Annotated in this window: 16 protein-coding genes; 3 read left to right on the top strand and 13 right to left on the bottom strand. The window is 47.3% G+C overall.

Features of this window, described 5'->3' with window-relative positions; translation table 11 throughout:
* The first annotated feature begins 20 nt into the window (after positions 1-20).
* A complete protein-coding gene (gene miaE, locus AC6R0R_RS06260) occupies positions 21-800 on the top strand; it encodes a tRNA isopentenyl-2-thiomethyl-A-37 hydroxylase MiaE (protein ID WP_500626088.1) in 780 nt (259 codons plus the stop codon).
* A gap of 56 nt (positions 801-856) precedes the next feature.
* On the opposite strand, the gene pyrF is transcribed toward miaE, so the two are convergent.
* From pyrF to tig, 13 genes are all read right to left on the bottom strand, one after another.
* The gene (gene pyrF, locus AC6R0R_RS06255) at positions 857-1552 is read right to left on the bottom strand and encodes an orotidine-5'-phosphate decarboxylase (protein WP_500626087.1); all 696 of its coding nucleotides are present in this window, start codon (positions 1550-1552) and stop codon (positions 857-859) included.
* Positions 1553-1621: 69 nt separating this feature from the next.
* Positions 1622-2791, bottom strand: coding sequence for a lipopolysaccharide assembly protein LapB (gene lapB / locus AC6R0R_RS06250; RefSeq protein ID WP_334552566.1), 1170 nt, complete (start codon positions 2789-2791; stop codon positions 1622-1624).
* Positions 2792-2823: 32 nt separating this feature from the next.
* Entirely contained in the window at positions 2824-3102 is a 279-nt protein-coding gene (locus AC6R0R_RS06245; RefSeq protein ID WP_334552567.1) for a lipopolysaccharide assembly protein LapA domain-containing protein, read from the bottom strand.
* 159 nt (positions 3103-3261) lie between these two features.
* Positions 3262-3543 (bottom strand): integration host factor subunit beta, encoded by a 282-nt coding sequence (gene ihfB, locus AC6R0R_RS06240; RefSeq protein WP_011080796.1) that lies wholly within the window; start codon positions 3541-3543, stop codon positions 3262-3264.
* Between the two features lie 204 nt (positions 3544-3747).
* Positions 3748-5418 carry a 30S ribosomal protein S1 gene (gene rpsA / locus AC6R0R_RS06235; protein WP_334552568.1) on the bottom strand — a complete coding sequence of 557 codons (1671 nt, stop codon included), beginning with the start codon at positions 5416-5418 and terminating at the stop codon, positions 3748-3750.
* A gap of 103 nt (positions 5419-5521) precedes the next feature.
* Positions 5522-6202, bottom strand: a complete 681-nt coding sequence (gene cmk, locus AC6R0R_RS06230; RefSeq protein WP_334552569.1) for a (d)CMP kinase — start codon at positions 6200-6202, stop codon at positions 5522-5524.
* 329 nt (positions 6203-6531) lie between these two features.
* Positions 6532-6864, bottom strand: a complete 333-nt coding sequence (locus AC6R0R_RS06225; protein WP_500626086.1) for a ComEA family DNA-binding protein — start codon at positions 6862-6864, stop codon at positions 6532-6534.
* Positions 6865-7024: 160 nt separating this feature from the next.
* Complete coding sequence (gene ppiD, locus AC6R0R_RS06220; RefSeq protein WP_500626085.1) at positions 7025-8884, bottom strand: peptidylprolyl isomerase; 1860 nt, start codon at positions 8882-8884, stop codon at positions 7025-7027.
* Positions 8885-9061: 177 nt separating this feature from the next.
* A complete protein-coding gene (gene hbs / locus AC6R0R_RS06215) occupies positions 9062-9340 on the bottom strand; it encodes a non-specific DNA-binding protein Hbs (protein WP_334552786.1) in 279 nt (92 codons plus the stop codon).
* Positions 9341-9534: 194 nt separating this feature from the next.
* Positions 9535-11880, bottom strand: a complete 2346-nt coding sequence (gene lon / locus AC6R0R_RS06210) for an endopeptidase La (RefSeq protein WP_500626084.1) — start codon at positions 11878-11880, stop codon at positions 9535-9537.
* 129 nt (positions 11881-12009) lie between these two features.
* Positions 12010-13293, bottom strand: a complete 1284-nt coding sequence (gene clpX / locus AC6R0R_RS06205; protein ID WP_334552573.1) for an ATP-dependent protease ATP-binding subunit ClpX — start codon at positions 13291-13293, stop codon at positions 12010-12012.
* 82 nt (positions 13294-13375) lie between these two features.
* Complete coding sequence (clpP, locus tag AC6R0R_RS06200; protein WP_334552574.1) at positions 13376-14002, bottom strand: ATP-dependent Clp endopeptidase proteolytic subunit ClpP; 627 nt, start codon at positions 14000-14002, stop codon at positions 13376-13378.
* A 104-nt stretch (positions 14003-14106) separates the two neighbouring features.
* On the bottom strand, positions 14107-15408 hold the full coding sequence (gene tig / locus AC6R0R_RS06195) for a trigger factor (protein ID WP_500626083.1): 1302 nt from the start codon (positions 15406-15408) through the stop codon (positions 14107-14109).
* A 535-nt stretch (positions 15409-15943) separates the two neighbouring features.
* Between tig and AC6R0R_RS06190 the strand changes: the two genes are divergently transcribed.
* Together AC6R0R_RS06190 and AC6R0R_RS06185 are read left to right on the top strand one after the other, a co-directional pair.
* Positions 15944-17731 (top strand): sensor histidine kinase, encoded by a 1788-nt coding sequence (locus AC6R0R_RS06190; RefSeq protein WP_500626082.1) that lies wholly within the window; start codon positions 15944-15946, stop codon positions 17729-17731.
* Positions 17731-19080 (top strand): sigma-54-dependent transcriptional regulator, encoded by a 1350-nt coding sequence (locus AC6R0R_RS06185; protein ID WP_500626081.1) that lies wholly within the window; start codon positions 17731-17733, stop codon positions 19078-19080. Before AC6R0R_RS06190 ends, AC6R0R_RS06185 begins: the two co-directional genes overlap by 1 nt.
* The last annotated feature ends 44 nt before the right edge of the window (positions 19081-19124 follow it).

Here is a 19124-nt window from a genome sequence, read left to right as displayed (position 1 = left end):
TCTATTTAAACAGAAACCCCATGTCAGATTTAGCTCAATACCAGGATTTACTCTCTCCCATCCATCAATTTCTTCATTGTCACACCCCAGAGGAGTGGGTCAACGAAGCGAGTAAACCAGAGAACCTGAAAACCGTGTTGATCGACCACTTGCTTTGCGAGCTAAAGGCAGGTCAGTCGGCGATGTACTTGATTCGAAAGTATGCGGTCGACCCATCGAGTGCGACTGCGTTACTTGAATGGTTCAAGCCCTATGAAGATTTCGCCTATCGTCAAACGGGTAACATAGAGACACTGAAAGGCAAAAGCAACATTACTAAATCAATCATGGCGAAATCGGATTCAGCCTACAGCCAAGCGCTGATCGATAAGATGGTGTTACTGATAAAAGAAGAGTTGCACCACTTCTATCAGGTGCTGGAAATCATGGAACAACGAGGAATCACGTACGAACCGATTCCTGCCAGCCGATACGCGAAAGGCCTCATATCCGAGATGGCAACGCATGAGCCGCAAACACTGATCGATAAATTGATCATTGGCGCATATATCGAGGCGAGATCGTGCGAACGTTTTGCCAAACTGGCACCATTAATGGATGAAGATATTGGTAAGTTTTATATTTCCTTGCTCCGCTCAGAAGCGCGTCACTATCAAGACTATCTCGTGCTTGCTGAGGAGATCGCAGGCAAAGACATCTCAGATCGCATTCACTATTTTGGTCAGAAAGAAGCCGCGCTTATTTCAACACCCGATGCTGATTTTAAGTTCCACAGTGGCATACCACTTTACGCCGAATAACCCCAAGAAAGCACAAGGCCAGCAATTCGCTGGCCTTGTTGGTCATACGCTGTGATTTAAGCCAATGTGGCGTTGATCTCTGCCAACACCGCCGCAGGGTCGCTCGCCTGCGTGATAGGTCGACCAATCACCAAATAATCTGACCCTGCTTGAATGGCATCAACAGGCGTCATAATACGCTTCTGATCGCCCACCGCAGCGCCCGCTGGTCGAATGCCTGGTGTGACCAATTTAAACTCACGACCCAACTCACTCTTAAGCATGCTCGCTTCTTGCGCCGAACAAACAACACCGTCTAACCCAGAATTTTTGGTGAGTGTTGCTAGGCGTACCACTTGCTCTTTAGGCGCGACATCCAATCCGATGCCCGCGAGATCCTGCTGCTCCATACTCGTTAGTACAGTAACTCCGATGAGCAGCGGACGATCTTTGCCATAAGGCTCCAGTATCTCACGTGATGCCGTCATCATGCGTTCACCGCCACTGGCGTGAACATTGACCATCCATACTCCCATCTCAGCAGCAGCGCGAACGGCCTTGGAGCAGGTGTTCGGAATGTCGTGAAACTTGAGGTCAAGAAAAACAGAAAAGCCGCGCTTGTGCAGCTCGTTGACGAAATTGGGACCAAAGAGAGTAAACATCTCTTTACCAACTTTGAGTCGGCAAGACGCTGGGTCGATTTTATCAACAAAAGCCAGTGCGTCAGCTTGGTTATCATAATCCAGCGCAACTATCACTTTTTGGTCGATCATTTCATCTCCTAATGTATCTATAAGTCGAAAAAAAGCAGCGGGATCGCCGCTGCATTTAAAAATTTATGGCTATTCGCCATCCAATCCTCGAATGGGTTTAATCGTGCCCCACCCTTTGCATGATGGACAATGCCAATAGAGGGAATGGGTAGAAAATCCGCATTTACGGCAACGATAGTGAGGCTTCACTTTCAACTGTTCACCCACCAACTTTTGCAGCGTTGCCAAGCTCGCTTTCGCGCGGCCCTCTTCTGCCTCCGCTAGATGATAATCCATCAAGCGATAAAAACCTTTCATTGTTGGGTTTTTAACCAGCTGCCTTGTGAGCAATTCTTGTGCTGCCCCTGCGCCTTCATGCTTGGCCACCAACTGAGCCAGCATCAGTTCCGCTGACACACCCGCTTTGTTGGTGATACAACGGCGCAAAAAATCTAATAGCGCTTCTTGATCACCTATATGGTGATAGCACTCCGCCAACGTCGGCAACACTTCACTGACAAAGTCGCTGTCTTGTTCAAGCACTTGTTCAAGGTAGTGAATGGTTTCAGCGTAATTTTCAGCATCAAGAAATAGACGTCCGAGCGCCAAAGAGGCTCGTACGCATTTTGGGTCTTCAGATAAAGCGCGCTTATAATGTTGCGTGGCTTTGTCGATGTTCCCCTCAAGCTTTTCTTGCGCTGCAAGCTCACACCAAAAATGCGCGATACTACTGCGCATGCGCTTACGCCCCATCTTAACGAGAAGCGTGGCGTATTCTATTGCTTTGCCCCACTCTCGTGTCTGCTGATAAATCGCGACCAGTTGGCCTAATGCCGCTTCTCTGTGATCGGGTTCGTCCACGAGTTGTTCAAAAATCTTTTCCGCTCTATCGAGAAAACCCGACGCCATGTAATCTTTGGCCAACTGCTGCAACGCAATGTTTTTCTGGTCGATGGTCAGGCCTGAACGTGAGATAAGATTTTGGTGAATACGAATCGCTCTGTCCACTTCACCACGAGAGCGGAAGAGATTACCTAATGCTAAATGGGTATCTATGGTTTCATTGTCGACTTGGAGCAGTTCGATAAAGTGGTCGACCGCCTTATCGGACTGATCGGACAGCAACAAGTTTAGACCCGTCACGTACTGACGGGAAATCTGATTGGACTGTTTCTGCTTGTCTTGCTGGGCACTACGGTTACCCATATACCAACCGTAAGCGGCGGCAATTGGCAATAACAAGAAGAGTATTTCTAACATCGAGTGAAGAGCCTACCTAACGACTAAGTGTATTATGCGTTTGACTGCTCTGGTGTCGATTCAGCCGGAGAGAGTTTCTTGACCTGGCGTTTGAGTTTACGAACTTCAAGCTGAGAGCGTAAATGTAAACTGCCAAAGATGACCCAAGCAATCACAAAGCCAACGACAAATACCACGCCAAGTAAGGTTGAAAGATGGAATTCACCTTGAGCTAATAAGTAATTGAAGTTCACAACCTCTTGGTTTTGCGAACCTAATGCCAGCGCGACAAGAAACAGAGCCAGTACGATAACAATTTTTATAATTTTCATCTTCTATCACCTGAATGGACAAACGCTGCTACGATTATGCAGTAAAACCACTGAACAAACCATGGTTATCTCGGGTTTTCATTTTATAAAAAAACGGCATACCTAATGTATGCCGTTTTTTATACTGCCTTCATCCGCTATGAATAAGGCAGTGAAAATCTATCCAATATTTACGCGTTCACGTAATTCTTTGCCCGGTTTAAAGTGGGGAACATACTTACCTTCGAGTTCCACTTTATCGCCTGTCTTTGGATTGCGACCCACACGAGGCTCACGGTAGTGCAAAGAAAAACTACCAAAACCACGAATTTCAATGCGGTCACCACTTTCCAGTGTTGACGCCATGTGCTCGAGAATATCTTTTACCGCATCTTCAATTTCTTTTGCTGAAAGATGGGTCTGCTCAGCACAGAGTCTTTCTATCAATTCAGACTTAGTCATAGTATCCCTCGTAGAGTAATTTATCATTTATTATAGTTACTAATAGTAGTTCCAACAAACACTTGCTATCAATTTTAGACAAGATTTCATCAGTTTGTGTAGTCTTCGCGACAATTTCATACGATTTCTACGATTTGGACACTAGGTCACTGATAGGCAATAAAAAAGGAGCCTTTCGGCTCCTTTTTCTAACTATCGACGAGATTACTCGCCTTTAGCTGCTTTGAAAGCGTCAGCCATAGCGTTACCGAATGAAGCATCGTCTGCTTTGTTCAGTGTAGCCATTGCTTCTTGCTCTTCAGCTTCGTCTTTCGCTTTGATAGACAAGTTGATTACGCGGTTCTTACGGTCAACGCCAGTAAATTTCGCTTCAACAGTGTCACCAGCGCTTAGGATTAGAGAAGCGTCTTCTACGCGGTCACGAGAAACTTCAGATGCGCGGATGTAACCTTCTACGCCTTCTTCAAGCTCGATAGTTGCACCTTTAGCGTCTACTGCAGTTACAGTACCGTTAACTAGAACGCCTTTCTTCTTCTCTGCAACGTAAGCATTGAATGGGTCATTTTCCATTTGCTTAACGCCTAGAGAGATACGCTCACGCTCTGCGTCTACTGCTAGAACAACTGCAGAGATCTCGTCGCCTTTCTTGTACTCACGAACCGCTTCTTCACCAGCAACGTTCCAAGAGATATCAGATAGGTGAACTAGACCGTCGATGCCGCCTTCTAGACCGATGAAGATACCGAAGTCAGTGATAGACTTGATCTTACCAGTTACTTTGTCGCCTTTAGCTTGCGCTTCAGCGAAAGACTGCCAAGGGTTAGCTTTACACTGTTTCAGACCTAGAGAGATACGACGACGTTCTTCGTCGATTTCAAGAACCATAACCTCAACTTCGTCGCCAACATTAACAACTTTAGATGGGTGGATGTTCTTGTTAGTCCAATCCATTTCAGAAACGTGTACTAGACCTTCAACGCCTTCTTCGATTTCAACGAAACAGCCGTAGTCAGTTAGATTAGTTACGCGACCAGATAGTTTGTGACCTTCTGGGTAACGCTTAGCGATTGCTACCCATGGATCTTCGCCTAGCTGCTTAAGACCTAGTGATACGCGAGTACGCTCACGATCGAACTTAAGAACTTTAACTTGGATCTCGTCACCAACGTTTACGATCTCAGAAGGGTGCTTAACGCGCTTCCAAGCCATGTCAGTGATGTGTAGTAGGCCGTCAACGCCGCCTAGGTCTACGAATGCACCGTAGTCAGTAAGGTTCTTAACGATACCTTTAACTTCTGCGCCTTCTTGTAGAGTTTCTAGAAGCTCATCACGCTCAACGCTGTTCTCAGACTCGATTACCGCACGGCGAGAAACAACAACGTTGTTACGCTTCTGGTCAAGCTTGATAACTTTGAACTCTAGCTCTTTGTTTTCTAGGTGAGCAGTGTCACGGATAGGACGTACGTCTACTAGAGAACCTGGAAGGAAAGCACGGATACCGTTGAGTTCAACAGTGAAACCGCCTTTAACTTTACCGTTGATGATACCAACAACAGTTTCAGCTTCTTCGTAAGCTTTCTCAAGTACGATCCAAGCTTCGTGACGCTTCGCTTTCTCGCGAGAAAGTTGAGTTTCACCGAAACCATCTTCAACAGCGTCTAGCGCTACGTCTACTTCAGCACCCACTTCAACTTCAAGTTCGCCAGCAGCGTTCTTGAACTGTTCAGCAGGGATAGCAGACTCAGACTTAAGACCAGCGTCAACAAGAACGAAACCGTTCTCGATAGCTACTACAGTACCTTTAACGATGCTGCCTTGTTGGAATTCTGTTTCGTTTAGAAACTCTTCAAAGAGTTGAGCAAAAGATTCAGTCATTTAGTTAATCTTCAATAAATTAAACGTCCACGGGTGTCCTACCACATGGGGTTATTAAATTCGCCAGTCATCATCCGTGCGACCAACGCTCTTACCTAGCCGCCTAAGCGACTAGCTTCGATTCGATATATTGTAGTGCCTTTTCTACCACTTCGTCGATACTCATCGAGGTAGAATCGAGCAAAAGCGCATCCTCTGCCGGGCGCAATGGCGCCACAGGGCGATTACGATCTCTGTCGTCTCGCTCTTGGATCTCGCTCAAAAGGTCGTCAAATTTAACATCTAACCCCTTGCCTTGCAACTGTTTGAGGCGACGATTCGCTCGCTCTTCAGCGCTGGCATCGAGAAAAATCTTCACCTCAGCTTGAGGAAAAACGACAGTGCCCATGTCGCGGCCATCGGCCACTAGCCCCTTACCCTCAGCAAAGGCGCGTTGGCGTCTCAGTAGCGCTTCTCGTACACGTGGTAAAGCGGCCACTTTTGATGCGGCCATACCTGTCTCTTCTTTGCGAAGTTCGCGAGAAACATCTTCTCCTTCAAGAATAACGCGCACCAAATCGCCTTCTGCAACGAACTGGACGTCAAGATGAGTCGCAATCGGCACCAGTGCATCTTCAGATTCTAAATCGACACCATGATGAATAGCAGCCAAGGCTAATACGCGATAGATCGCGCCAGAATCGAGAAGATGAAAGCCTAATTTTTTTGCTAACAGCATGCAAAGCGTGCCTTTACCCGCACCACTTGGTCCATCAACGGTCACGACCGGTGTATGAGACGACATGTTTTACTCCAAGTCTATTGACGGTCACCGCGGTGATCTCCACAAAACACACGTTCAAATGGCAATGGCTCATGATTAAAACGTGACAACGTTGAGGTGAAGAGCAAAGTGCGTTGACCTTGAAATTCGGCGACAAATTATATACTCATACGCGTATTTTCGCTAGGCGGGATCGGGTGATAGTGCATTTAATTGGATATTGTTACAGAATGAAAATCTTTATCAGCTATAAAGAAGTGAATAAAAACCTACTAGAACTGCGGAGAGTGGGCATTCCTCTCTAGTAGGTTATTGATGCTTAAAAGGTCACATCGGTTGAAGGATCACGCTCAAAGTTTTATGCGATCCGCATTTTTTGTCACGATCGCCTCACCAATCCCTTTTACCTGGGTGAGATCATTGGCTGCACTAAACTTTCCGTTTGCTTGTCGATACTCTACGATAGCCTGAGCTTTCTTTATCCCAACCCCTGAGAGCAAATCGGCCAATTCTTCTGCACTGGCTTGATTGATGTTAACCGTTATTTCTATTCCCTCATACTTATCTGGTTGCTTTTGCTCATTGGCAAAAGAGAGTGGACTGGTCACAAAACACAGCGTAATCGCTGCGACAGAAAAGACGCTTTTCAAGCGTGCTAAAAGTCGGGATGCTTTCCCTCGCATAGGATCTCCTTAGTTCACTGAATTAACGCTACTAGAGTAGCGTGCGTATCCTCAGGAGAAAGTGCAAAAAGTAGAAAACATAACGGGCTGCAGATGCAGCCCGTTATGATGAGATTATCAATTACACGGTTAGCGTGCGATGCCTCGCACGCCAGCGGGGTTATTGAGCCACCGCGTAGTACTCGATATCGTAGGTTTTACGAAGAATACTCACCAGTCCACTGAGTTCTTGTTGTGAACTCGTCTGAAGCAGTTGATTACCAATTTGAGTGTTAAATTGAGCGTCGTACTCACTCGAGACTTGGCTTAATTCAACGATCACAATGTCGCCATTAAGGTCTTTGGTCTGAGCGTAATGAACTTCACCCGCTGCAGGTTTTGGCAACGCAAATACCGTCTGAGCATAAGGAGAGCTGCGATCGATGGTTTCTACTTCTGAGAACGCCAGGCCATTCTCTTCCAATAGTGATGCGTCGCCTTGCTCTAACTGTTCGGTCATCGCTTTAGCAAGTTCAATGGCGTTTTGTTCACCTTTGACTTTTGCAAGCGACACCATCAACTGTTCGCGGACTTCACTAAGCGGCAGCAGTGTCTCATCACGACTCTCTTCAACACGCACAACGATAATGTGCTCTGGAGCAATCTCAATCGCTTCAGAGTTGAGGCCGTCTTCTTTCACTTCAGGGCTCACGATGGCTTGCATGACGGCTGCCGATCTTAGCACCTCAGGCGCGTCCACTTGCGAGATGAAATCCGTCGTTGTGATTTTGGCGCCAATCGCTTTTGCTGCATCATCCAGTGAATCTGGGTACTCAAAGGCGACTTTTTCTAACTCACTTTGCAGTTCGTAGAATTGATCGATGGCTTGCTGATCGGTGAGCTCTTGCTTAATAGACGCACTAACCTCTTCGAATGGCTTAGCGACCGCGTCTTTTCGCTCATCAAGCTTAATGACGTGGTAACCAAAATCTGACTTCACTAAACCTGAAATTTCACCTTCATTTTCCAAAGCAAAGGCAGCTTCTTCAAAGGCGGGATCCATCACATCACGCTCGATGAAACCCAGTGAACCGCCCTCTTCTGCACTGCCAAAGTCGTCTGACTTTTCTTGTGCCAAAGTAGCAAAATCTGCACCCGCTTGTAGCTCGTCTAAAATTGCCTGCGCTTTGACTTCATCATCACCTTGGATAAGGATATGACTCACTTTACGCTGCTCATCAGAAGAGTATTTATCGAGATGCTCTTCATAGTACTGCTTCGCTTGCTCATCGCTGATCTCTATCGATTCCTTAAGCGCCTGAGCAGACAGTTCGATGTACGCGACTTTTACTTGCTCTGGACGAGTGTAACGCTCAGGGTTTTGTTCGTAATAGGCCTGAATCTCTTCTTCAGACAGACTCGCTTTGTTGGCAAACTCTTCTAGAGAGAGTGTGACCTTTTTAATATCACGAGTTTGAGTCAACAGTTGGCCCTGTACTTCCACTTCATTATCAAGCACAAAGTCACTGCTCTGGATGGCAGTCAGTAACTGATTACGCACTAAGTCACGACGCAAGTACTCAGCAAAACTTTCAGCACTGAAGCCCGCACGACGCAACGCAGATTGGTAGATGTCCTGATCGAACTTGCCATCAATTTGGAATTGAGGCATGTCCAAAATGAGCGTGCGAACCTGAGCATCGCTCACGCGTAGCCCCAATGACTCAGCATGCTGCTCTAGCAACGCATCGTTGACCATTCGATCCAACACAGATTTGCGGAAAGATTGCACATAACTTGGGTCAGCCAACAGGTTTGAGAAGTAATCGCCAAGCTGAGCTTGCATTCGGTTACGTTCGTTTTGGTAAGCCTGTTCAAACTCACCACGACCAATCTCAACATTCCCTACTTTTGCTGCTGAATTGTTTGAGCCACCGACAATGTAGCTACCCACACCTGCAAAAACGAAAGATAGGATGATAAGCCCTAGGATAATTTTAACCGCGATGCTGTTCACGCCCTCGCGTAATCGGTCCATCATACTGAAACTACTCTCCGCTTGTACTCTGCCCAAGATGCTTATATTTTGAGCAGCAAGTACTTAATTGAACTAAAAAAACTATTAGCGCGATAATACCAGAAAAAGAAATGCGCATCAGTAGGATGCGCATAATTTAAAAAGGTTCGAAAAAACTGCAAATGCAGTCAAATTTCTGAATTAGTTACAAGCGTCTTTTAGAGCTTTACCGGCTTTGAATGCTGGTACTTTCGCTTCTGCGATTTGGATTTCTTCACCCGTCTTAGGGTTACGACCTGTGCGAGCTGCACGAGTACGTACGCTGAATGTGCCAAAGCCAACTAATGCGACTTGATCACCAGACTGTAGAGTGTCACCTACAGCTTCGATGAAAGCGTCTAGCGCGCGACCTGCTGAAGCTTTAGATAGGTCTGCGTTTTCTGCGATTTTTTCTACTAATTGTGTTTTATTCACTGTGATTCCCCTTTGTGCCGCCTGTTTTATTTTTAATGAGACAGCTGTGTTCCATTTTCATTTCCAAATATAAGCGCAAGCCTTATCAGACAAGGGCTGGCGCTTTAAGAGCTAACGTTAGCGCCCAAAAAAAACGCTGACAAGCCTTTTTCGGCTAATCAGCGTAATCTTTTACTTATTTTTGCTGCACATCACTCTTTTTAGTGAGCAAATTCAACACCTGACGGGTCTTTTTCGAGTGCGACTTTCAGGACTTCATCAATCCATTGAACCGGAACCACTTTCAGATCCGCGATGACGTTACTTGGAATCTCTTCCAAATCGCGTTCATTGTCTTTTGGAATAAGAACCGTTGTGATACCACCACGGTGCGCCGCCAGCAGTTTTTCTTTCAAACCACCAATCGGCAAAACTTCACCACGCAGCGTGATCTCACCTGTCATGGCCACCTCAGCTTTGACTGGGTTGCCCGTCAAGCTAGACACCAACGCGGTACACATCGCGATACCGGCGCTCGGACCATCTTTAGGCGTTGCACCTTCAGGTACGTGGACGTGAATATCACGCTTTTCGTAAAAGTCAGGGTTGATACCCAAGCTTTCAGCACGTGAACGTACCACAGTCATCGCTGCTTGAATCGATTCCTGCATGACATCGCCCAGTGAACCGGTTTGAGTCAACTTACCTTTGCCTGGCATCGATTGGGTTTCGATGGTTAACAGGTCACCGCCGACTTCCGTCCACGCTAATCCTGTTACCTGTCCAATGCGATTACTGTCTTCCGCTTTACCGTAATCATGACGCTGAACACCTAGATACTCTTTGAGGTTATCCATGCTCACCGTCACTTTTTTCAAATCCGGTTTGAGCAGGATGTTCTTCACCGCTTTACGACAGATCTTCGAAATTTCACGCTCTAAGCTACGCACACCCGCTTCACGCGTGTAGTAGCGAATAATGCCGATGATCGCTGAGTCTTCAATGTCGATCTCACCCGCTTTCAAGCCGTTTCGCTTGATCTGCTTGTCGACCAAGTGACGTTTCGCAATGTTAAGCTTTTCATCTTCGGTGTAACCCGACAAACGAATCACTTCCATACGGTCAAGCAGTGGACCCGGAATGTTCATTGAGTTCGAAGTGGCAACAAACATCACATCGGACAGATCATAATCCACTTCTAAGTAGTGGTCATTGAATGCGTTATTTTGTTCCGGGTCGAGAACTTCAAGGAGCGCCGATGACGGATCACCACGCATATCCGATGACATTTTGTCGATTTCATCCAGCAAGAACAGCGGGTTTTTCACCCCCACTTTGGACATTTTCTGAATCAACTTGCCTGGCATGGAACCAATGTAGGTTCTGCGGTGACCACGGATTTCCGCTTCGTCACGGACCCCACCTAACGCCATGCGCGTATATTTACGCCCAGTTGCCGCTGCGATAGAGCGACCTAGCGAAGTCTTACCCACGCCTGGAGGACCAACGAGACACAAAATAGGTCCTTTCAATTTATTGATGCGATTTTGCACCGCCAAATATTCAAGAATGCGCTCTTTCACTCGCTCTAAGCCGTAGTGATCTTCGTTAAGCACTTCTTCCGCTTTGGCGAGGTTTTTCTTCACTTTCGAGCGCTTGTTCCATGGCACACCAATCATCCAATCGATGTAACCACGAACCACAGTTGCTTCTGCCGACATTGGCGACATCATCTTCAGCTTTTGCAGCTCTTGCTCAGTCTTCTCACGCGCTTCTTGCGGCATTTTTGCTTCAGCAATTTTTTGCTTGAGCGTCTCAAATTCGTCAACACCGTCTTCAGACTCGCCCAACTCCTTCTGAATCGCTTTCATTTGCTCGTTCAGATAGTATTCGCGCTGCGACTTTTCCATCTGCTTCTTAACGCGTGTACGAATACGCTTTTCAACTTGAAGCAAATCGATTTCTGATTCCATCTGCCCCATCAAAAACTCTAGACGCTCAGTGACATCAAGAATTTCCAACACACTCTGTTTTTCAGCCAGCTTGAGTGGCATGTGCGCTGCAATCGTATCTGCCAGACGAGCGGCTTCATCGATGCCACTTAACGAGGTTAGAACTTCAGGCGGGATTTTTTTGTTGAGCTTGATAAAGCCTTCGAACTGGTTGATCGCGCTGCGAACGATCACTTCTTGCTCTCGCTCGTCCAGTGGCTCAGTCAACAAAAATTCTGCATCCGCAGTGAAGAACTCTTCTTCATAAAACTGATGGATTTTCGCGCGCTGCTGACCTTCGACCAGTACTTTCACCGTACCGTCAGGGAGCTTAAGCAACTGCAAAATGGTGGCGACCGTTCCTACCTCAAACAGATCGTCTTTCGTGGGTTCGTCGGTGTCAGCTTCTTTTTGTGCCACCAACAAGACTTGCTTGTCGTTGTCCATTGCAGCTTCTAGGCACGCAATCGACTTTTCACGACCAACAAACAAAGGAATTACCATATGCGGGTAAACCACTACATCTCTTAGAGGTAGTACGGGGATCTCGATACGTTCGGAACGTTCCAAGTTCATATTCTTCTCTCTTCCGCTTAGTCTTATGAGCAGTATATGGGGGCTAATTGGTTGGATTCAATGGAAGAATAAAAAAAAGGGAGTAATTGATTACTCCCTTTCTTACACCATCTTAGTTTGTGAATCCGATTAAGATTCAGCGCCAGCGGCTTGGTTATCGGCGTTGCTATAAATCAGCAACGGATCCGATTCGCCTTTAATCACTGACTCATCAATTACGACTTTGCTGACGTCGTTCATTGATGGCAATTCGTACATGGTCTCAAGCAGAACACTCTCGAGGATAGAACGAAGACCACGAGCACCTGTTTTACGCTCCATGGCTTTCTTCGCAATCGCACGCAATGCATCTTCACGGAATTCAAGCTCAGCATCTTCTAGCTCGAACAGTGCCGCGTACTGCTTGGTTAATGCGTTCTTAGGCTCGCACAAGATCTGAATCAAGGCTTCTTCGTCAAGCTCAGTCAACGTCGTCGTTACAGGAAGACGCCCAATGAACTCAGGAATTAAGCCGTATTTAACCAGATCTTCAGGCTCCACTTGAGTGAACAACTCACCCACGGTTTTAGTTTCATCTTTTGAACGCACTTCTGCGCCAAAACCGATACCTGTGCCTGTTGCGACGCGCTGCTCAATCACTTTATCCAAGCCGGCAAATGCACCGCCACAGATAAAGAGGATTTTGGAGGTATCCACTTGCAAGAACTCTTGTTGTGGATGCTTACGGCCCCCTTGAGGAGGAACGGATGCGACCGTGCCTTCAATCAATTTAAGCAACGCTTGCTGCACACCTTCACCCGACACGTCGCGGGTAATTGAAGGGTTTTCCGCTTTACGCGAAATTTTATCGATCTCATCGATATAAACGATACCACGTTCTGCTTTAGCCACATCGTAATCGCATTTTTGCAGCAGTTTTTGGATGATGTTTTCTACGTCTTCACCCACGTAACCCGCTTCTGTCAGCGTGGTCGCGTCAGCCATAGTAAATGGTACATCAAGGAAACGCGCTAACGTTTCTGCAAGTAATGTTTTACCACTACCCGTAGGACCAATCAGAAGGATGTTACTCTTACCTAGCTCAACACCTTCGCTGGTCGTGTCCCCATTACGTAAACGCTTATAGTGGTTATAAACGGCTACTGCTAACACTTTTTTAGCGTAATCTTGGCCAATCACATAATCATCAAGGTGGGCACGGATCTCGCGCGGCACCGGCAGTGCTTCTGACTGTTTTTTCGGAAGCACGTCTTTGATTTCTTCACGGATGATGTCATTACATAAGTCGACACATTCATCACAGATGTAGACTGACGGACCAGCGATCAGCTTGCGAACTTCGTGCTGGCTTTTGCCGCAGAAAGAGCAGTAAAGAAGCTTACTACTACCGCTCTCTTTGCTTTTATCTGTCATTCGCTAACCTCTTAGCCTTTACTCTTTATGATTTGAGTGTACATCAAATCATTCATAATTGCGCAGAACAATTTGCTCTGGCTTATTCACCGCGATGCGTTAATACCGCGTCCACCAAACCATATTCAACAGCTTGTTCGGCTGCCATAAAGTTGTCACGGTCGGTATCACGTTCAATCACTTCAAGCGGTTGACCCGTGTGCTCTGACAATAGCTTGTTGAGCTTCTGCTTGATGGTCAAAATTTCTTGCGCATGAATTTGGATATCTGACGCTTGACCCTGGAACCCACCCAACGGTTGGTGAATCATCACACGTGAGTTAGGCAACACATAACGTTTGCCTGGCGCGCCACCAGCAAGCAGGAAAGCACCCATAGAACACGCTTGTCCCATACAAACGGTACTGACGTTAGGTTTGATGAACTGCATGGTGTCATAGATTGACATACCCGCAGTCACACTGCCGCCTGGCGAGTTGATGTAGAGGAAGATGTCTTTATCAGGATTTTCAGATTCTAAGAAAAGCAGCTGTGCCACGACAAGATTTGCCATATGGTCTTCCACTTGACCAGTCAGGAAAATTACACGCTCTTTAAGTAGACGTGAATAAATGTCGTAGGAACGTTCACCTCGGGAAGTTTGTTCAACCACCATGGGTACTAGCGCGTCTAGAATTGGCGACATTGCATTTTTTTCTTGGTAGCTCATATTCTTATGTCCCTAAAATAAATGGCCCGGATGATAATATCATACGGACCATTGTTAGCAGAATAGTCGACGCTTAGTCAACTACCTACGCAAGATATTGCCTATTAAGCTGGCTGCTGGTTCATAAGCTCGTTGAAGCTTACTGCTTTCTCAGAAACCTGAGCTTTAGCGATGATAGCGTCGATCGCTTGCTCTTCTAGAGCAACGTTGCGCATGTTGTTCATCATTTGCTCGTTTTGCTCGTAGTAAGCAACCACTTCAGTTGGATCTTCGTACGCTGTTGCCATCTCTTCGATCAGTGCTTTCACTTTCTCGTCGTCAGCTTTTAGCTCTTCAGACTTGATCACTTCACCTAGAAGAAGACCAACGACAACGCGACGCTTCGCTTGTTCTTCGAACAGTTCACGTGGAAGCTGTTCAGCGGCTTCTGGGTTGCCACCGAAACGTTGAGCCGCTTGCTGACGTAGAGTACCAATTTCTTGGTCGATCAGCGCTGCTGGTACGTCGATGTCGTTCTCTTTAACTAGACCGTCGAGCGCTTGCTCTTTAATGCGGTTTTTAACCGCTTGCTTCAGCTCACGCTCCATGTTCTTACGAACTTCCGCTTTCAGAGCGTCAACACCGCCTTCTGCTACACCGAACTTAGCAACAAACTCGTCGTTTAGCTCAGGCAGTTCACGCGCTTCAACTTTGCTCAGTTTGATAGCGAATTTCGCTGCTTTACCTTTTAGGTTTTCAGCGTGGTAATCTTCTGGGAAAGTCACGTCGATTTCGAATTCCATACCTGCTGTCTTACCTGCGATACCGTCTTCAAAACCTGGGATCATGCGACCTGCGCCCATTTCTAGAGGGAAGTTCTCTGCTTTACCGCCTTCGAACTCTTCGCCGTCGATAGAACCAACGAAGTCGATAGTCGCACGCTTGCCTTCTTCTGCAGCTTCGTCAACTTCTTTCCAAGTTGCCTGTTGCTTACGCAATGTGTCGATCATCTCTTCAACATCTGCGTCTTGAACTTCAGTTGTTGGTTTTTCAACAGTGATGTTCTCTAGACCTTTCAGTTCAACTTCTGGGTAAACTTCAAACGTTGCAGTGAAAACTAGGTCTTCGCCTTCTTTTGCTTCTACTGGAGCGAAAGTTGGAGCGCCTGCTGGGTTGATCTTCTCTTTAACGATCGCTTCGATGAAGTGGCGTTGCATCACTTCACCCATTACGTCTTGACGTACCGCTTTGCCGTACATCTGAGCAACCATTTTTAGAGGCACTTTGCCTTTACGGAAACCATCGAAACGACGGTTTTTTGCGATGTTGCGTAGTTCAGCTGTTACAGCATCTTCGATGTTAGCAGCAGGAACAGTAATGTTTAGACGACGCTCTAGGCCCTCTAGCGTTTCAACAGTAACTTGCATTATTCAATAACCTCAATACAGGCTCAGCTAAGCTGAGCTTATGTTCCTTATTAGCAGAGCAGAGTGTCACCACCGCACGCCACTAATTCGGTCCATCCTTTGTGTGCTCGATGAACACATTTCGTAATTCGAGTATCGGTAACCAACAATGTGGACTACCGGACTAATCAGCGATCTCTTCTCACCACACTAAAAAAGCGAGGTCAAAGCCATCTCCAATTAGTCTCAGGACAAAAATTTAGACGCAGCATTCTACCGACCCGATGCATAGCTGTCGAGCTAATCGCAGTGATACGGGCTGCATTCTCCTAAAAACCCACTTAAGTGCTAAAAAAAGCATCAATATGACGACCTTTGATAGCAGAAATGGGGACATTAATTGGTTTTTCAAGATTCACTAGCGTTTTTTTATTTATAGACTGAAAAACTAGATCCAAGTCCGGTTTTGCTGCGCAATTTCGTTAATAACTTAAACACTCCGGTAACAAAAAACAGTACGATAGAGAGGCGTAATTTTAAGAATTGTCAGGGTATTATGTCGTCGTTTCGCCGCGCCAATCTGTCTGTGTTTATTCTCTATCTGCTGACGTTACTCGCTGGCTCACAATGGATGTGGGAGTATCGTTACCATGCCCAACATGCGGAGCAGCAAGAGCAGCTTGATCGCTTTGCCAGTCACATTATTAACAAACTGGACAAATATGCGCATTTGCCCAAATTGATTGCCAAAGATGGCGAGTTGCTCGCGGCACTGAAACAACCGGGCAACCCCGCTCAAGTCGAACTCACTAATCGCTTTTTACAAAACGTTAACGATACGATTCTCGCCGCCGACACCTATCTACTGGATCGTTGGGGCACCACCATCGCCGCCAGCAACTGGAACTTAGATCGCTCGTTTGTCAGCCGAAACTTCGCCTGGCGGCCCTATTTTTTTGAAGCGATTCAAGGTCGAGCGAGCCAATACTTCGCTTTGGGATCCACCTCTGGGCAGCGCGGTTACTACTATTCCTACCCTGTCGTCTATGCCGCTGAAGTGGTGGGCGTCATCGTGGTCAAGATGGACCTATCTGCCATCGAAGAGAACTGGAGCAGCAAAGTAAACACCTTTGTCGCCACCGATCAGAACCATGTCATTTTTATGTCCAGCAACCCTCACTGGTTATTTAAGAGCTTGACCGATTTAGACGATGCGACGCGGCAGGCGATTCGCGACAGCAGGCAATACCTCGATACTGACATTCAATCGCTGGGCCTCGACGGCGCCATTGACCTTGCGCAATCGGAACTGACTAACCGGCGTCTCGGTTGGATTCAAGGGGACTATTTAGTCTCCAGCCGCCCCCTGCCTGAACTTAACTTAACCATTCGTGTTCTATCGGAAAAAGTGACCGTATTTTGGTCAGTGTTGAGTTTTGGCCTGGTTTGGTCGCTGCTGTTTGTGATTGTCTTTTTAACCATGCAATTAACCTATCAGCGCCGACTCAAGCAACGTCAATTTGAGCGCCTCCAAGCGGAGGCCAAACAAAAACTTGAGTTCTTAGTGATGGAACGCACCGCCGAGCTCCACGCCGAGGTGCTTGAACGCTCACGCACGGAAGCCGCGCTGCGCCAGACACAAGATGAGCTCATTCAAGCAGCAAAACTGGCGGTACTCGGCCAGATGTCGGCCAGTATCAGCCATGAGCTCAATAATCCGTTAGCGGCGATTCGCAGTTTCGCTGACAACGCTCGCCGCTTTCTGGCCAAAAGCCACCTCGATCGCGTTGATGATAACTTGCAGCGTATCTCTTCACTGACCGACAGAATGGCAAAAATCAGTAGCCAACTTAAATCCTTTACGCGCAAATCAGACAGCAATGATGTCTCCATTATGGCGCTAACCCCCGTGATCACCTCGGTGAAAGAGTTGGTCGCACCGCAAATCAAATCGTATCGAGTCGACTTCGAGGTTGAACTGGCGCCCGAACTGGGCAAAGTGGACATCAACGCTATCCAGCTTGAGCAAGTGCTGATCAATTTGATCACCAACGCCGCGCAGGCGGTCGAATCTCTCGACACGCGTAAGGTTCGCCTTAGCGCCAAGGTAGTGGATAAACAGGTGCAGATTGCCATAGACGACAATGGCCCTGGCATCGATCAACAAGCGGCCTTTCACCTCTTCGAGCCGTTTTACACCACCAAGAAAAACGGGCTGGGTCTTGGGCTCTCTATCTCTCAGCACATTATTGAGACCATGCACGGTGAGCTCACCGTTGGGACCTCTCCCCTTGGCGGCGCACGATTTACTGTTTCGCTCCCTCTTGTTGAAAAGGAACTCTAATGCACGACGTATTCTTTATTGATGACGAAAGTGACATCCGCATTGCCATTGAACAGAGCTTCGAGCTCGAGGGGATCTCTGCCGACTTTTTTTCCTGTGCGGAAGATGCTCTGTTGGCTATCAAAGAGCATGGCATGCCAAAGGCGCTGATCACCGACATCTGTTTGCCCGGTCTATCCGGGGAAAACTTACTGACTTCCGTTTTGCATCAAGACAAGGATGTGCCGGTGATCCTGATTACCGGCCATGGTGACATCACCATGGCCGTCAATGCGCTGCATAACGGCGCTTACGACTTTATTGAAAAACCTTTTGCCATTGACCGTTTGATTGACACCACCAAGCGTGCCCTGGACAAACGAGCCTTAACGATCGAAAACCAAGCACTAAAGCGCAGCCTTAAGGCCAGTAATACACTGGGCCCAAGGATTATCGGCGATACCCCTAGTATCCAAGCACTGCGCGATACCATTGCACACATCGCGGACACCAACGCCGACATTCTACTGTTTGGTGAGACAGGAACCGGTAAAGAGCTGGTTGCGCGTTCCATTCACGAGCAGAGCTCTCGTCGTGAGGCAAACTTCGTCGCCATCAACTGTGGCGCCGTCCCTGAAAATTTGATTGAGAGCGAACTCTACGGTCACGAAAAAGGCGCGTTTACTGGCGCAGAGGCCAAACGCATCGGTAAGTTTGAGCACGCTCAAGGTGGCACGCTGTTTCTTGATGAGATCGAATCTATGCCCATGCAGGCGCAAATTCGTTTACTGCGCGTGCTGCAAGAGCGAGTGATTGAACGCGTTGGCTCAAATACCTTAATCCCGGTGGATATTCGCGTCATTGCCGCCACCAAAGTGGATTTAAAACAAGCGTCAGCTCAAGGGATGTTTCGTGAGGATCTCTATTACCGCCTCAATGTCGTTACCTTGGATTTACCACCTCTACGCCATCGAAAAGAGGACATCCCTGCCCTATTCCACCATTTTCTTCTGGTTGCCGCCGCGCGATATGGCAAAGCCGCGAATGCCTTACCCGATGCCGATCTGCAAACACTGATGTGTCATGATTGGCCGGGTAACGTGCGTGAACTGCGCAACAGCGCCGAGCGCTTCGTGCTGCTTGGGAACCTTGGCCACCTCAATCCGAGCCAGTCAAGCGCCGAGGCAACACCGCTTGCCTTGCAAGTGGCAGAGTTTGAGAAAGCAGTGATTGAACAAGCGCTTGCCAGTACTTCCGGGCGCATCAATGACACCATGACCTTGTTGCAAGTGCCGAGAAAAACCCTCTACGATAAAATGCAAAAGTATGGGATAAACAAAAGCGTCTACAAAAGTGACCAGCCAGAATAACATCGCCCCGGCTTCGTAGCCGGGGCGATAACGTTATAACAGAC

This window comes from Vibrio sp. R12-SW3-ISO1, from assembly GCF_059834005.1.
Note: the sequence above shows the minus strand (reverse complement) of the source record. Positions and strands in the feature narration are given on the sequence as shown.

Bases quoted from the DNA above. Each gene is read 5' to 3' on its own strand.
- clpX (WP_334552573.1), bottom strand. From the start codon at position 13,293: ATGACAGATAAAAGCAAAGAGAGCGGTAGTAGTAAGCTTCTTTACTGC.
- clpP (WP_334552574.1), bottom strand. From the start codon at position 14,002: ATGAGCTACCAAGAAAAAAATGCAATGTCGCCAATTCTAGACGCGCTA.
- ppiD (WP_500626085.1), bottom strand. From the start codon at position 8,884: ATGATGGACCGATTACGCGAGGGCGTGAACAGCATCGCGGTTAAAATT.
- ihfB (WP_011080796.1), bottom strand. From the start codon at position 3,543: ATGACTAAGTCTGAATTGATAGAAAGACTCTGTGCTGAGCAGACCCAT.
- lon (WP_500626084.1), bottom strand. From the start codon at position 11,880: ATGAACTTGGAACGTTCCGAACGTATCGAGATCCCCGTACTACCTCTA.
- miaE (WP_500626088.1), top strand. From the start codon at position 21: ATGTCAGATTTAGCTCAATACCAGGATTTACTCTCTCCCATCCATCAA.
- tig (WP_500626083.1), bottom strand. From the start codon at position 15,408: ATGCAAGTTACTGTTGAAACGCTAGAGGGCCTAGAGCGTCGTCTAAAC.
- rpsA (WP_334552568.1), bottom strand. From the start codon at position 5,418: ATGACTGAATCTTTTGCTCAACTCTTTGAAGAGTTTCTAAACGAAACA.
- AC6R0R_RS06185 (WP_500626081.1), top strand. From the start codon at position 17,731: ATGCACGACGTATTCTTTATTGATGACGAAAGTGACATCCGCATTGCC.
- lapB (WP_334552566.1), bottom strand. From the start codon at position 2,791: ATGTTAGAAATACTCTTCTTGTTATTGCCAATTGCCGCCGCTTACGGT.
- AC6R0R_RS06245 (WP_334552567.1), bottom strand. From the start codon at position 3,102: ATGAAAATTATAAAAATTGTTATCGTACTGGCTCTGTTTCTTGTCGCG.
- pyrF (WP_500626087.1), bottom strand. From the start codon at position 1,552: ATGATCGACCAAAAAGTGATAGTTGCGCTGGATTATGATAACCAAGCT.
- cmk (WP_334552569.1), bottom strand. From the start codon at position 6,202: ATGTCGTCTCATACACCGGTCGTGACCGTTGATGGACCAAGTGGTGCG.
- AC6R0R_RS06190 (WP_500626082.1), top strand. From the start codon at position 15,944: ATGTCGTCGTTTCGCCGCGCCAATCTGTCTGTGTTTATTCTCTATCTG.
- AC6R0R_RS06225 (WP_500626086.1), bottom strand. From the start codon at position 6,864: ATGCGAGGGAAAGCATCCCGACTTTTAGCACGCTTGAAAAGCGTCTTT.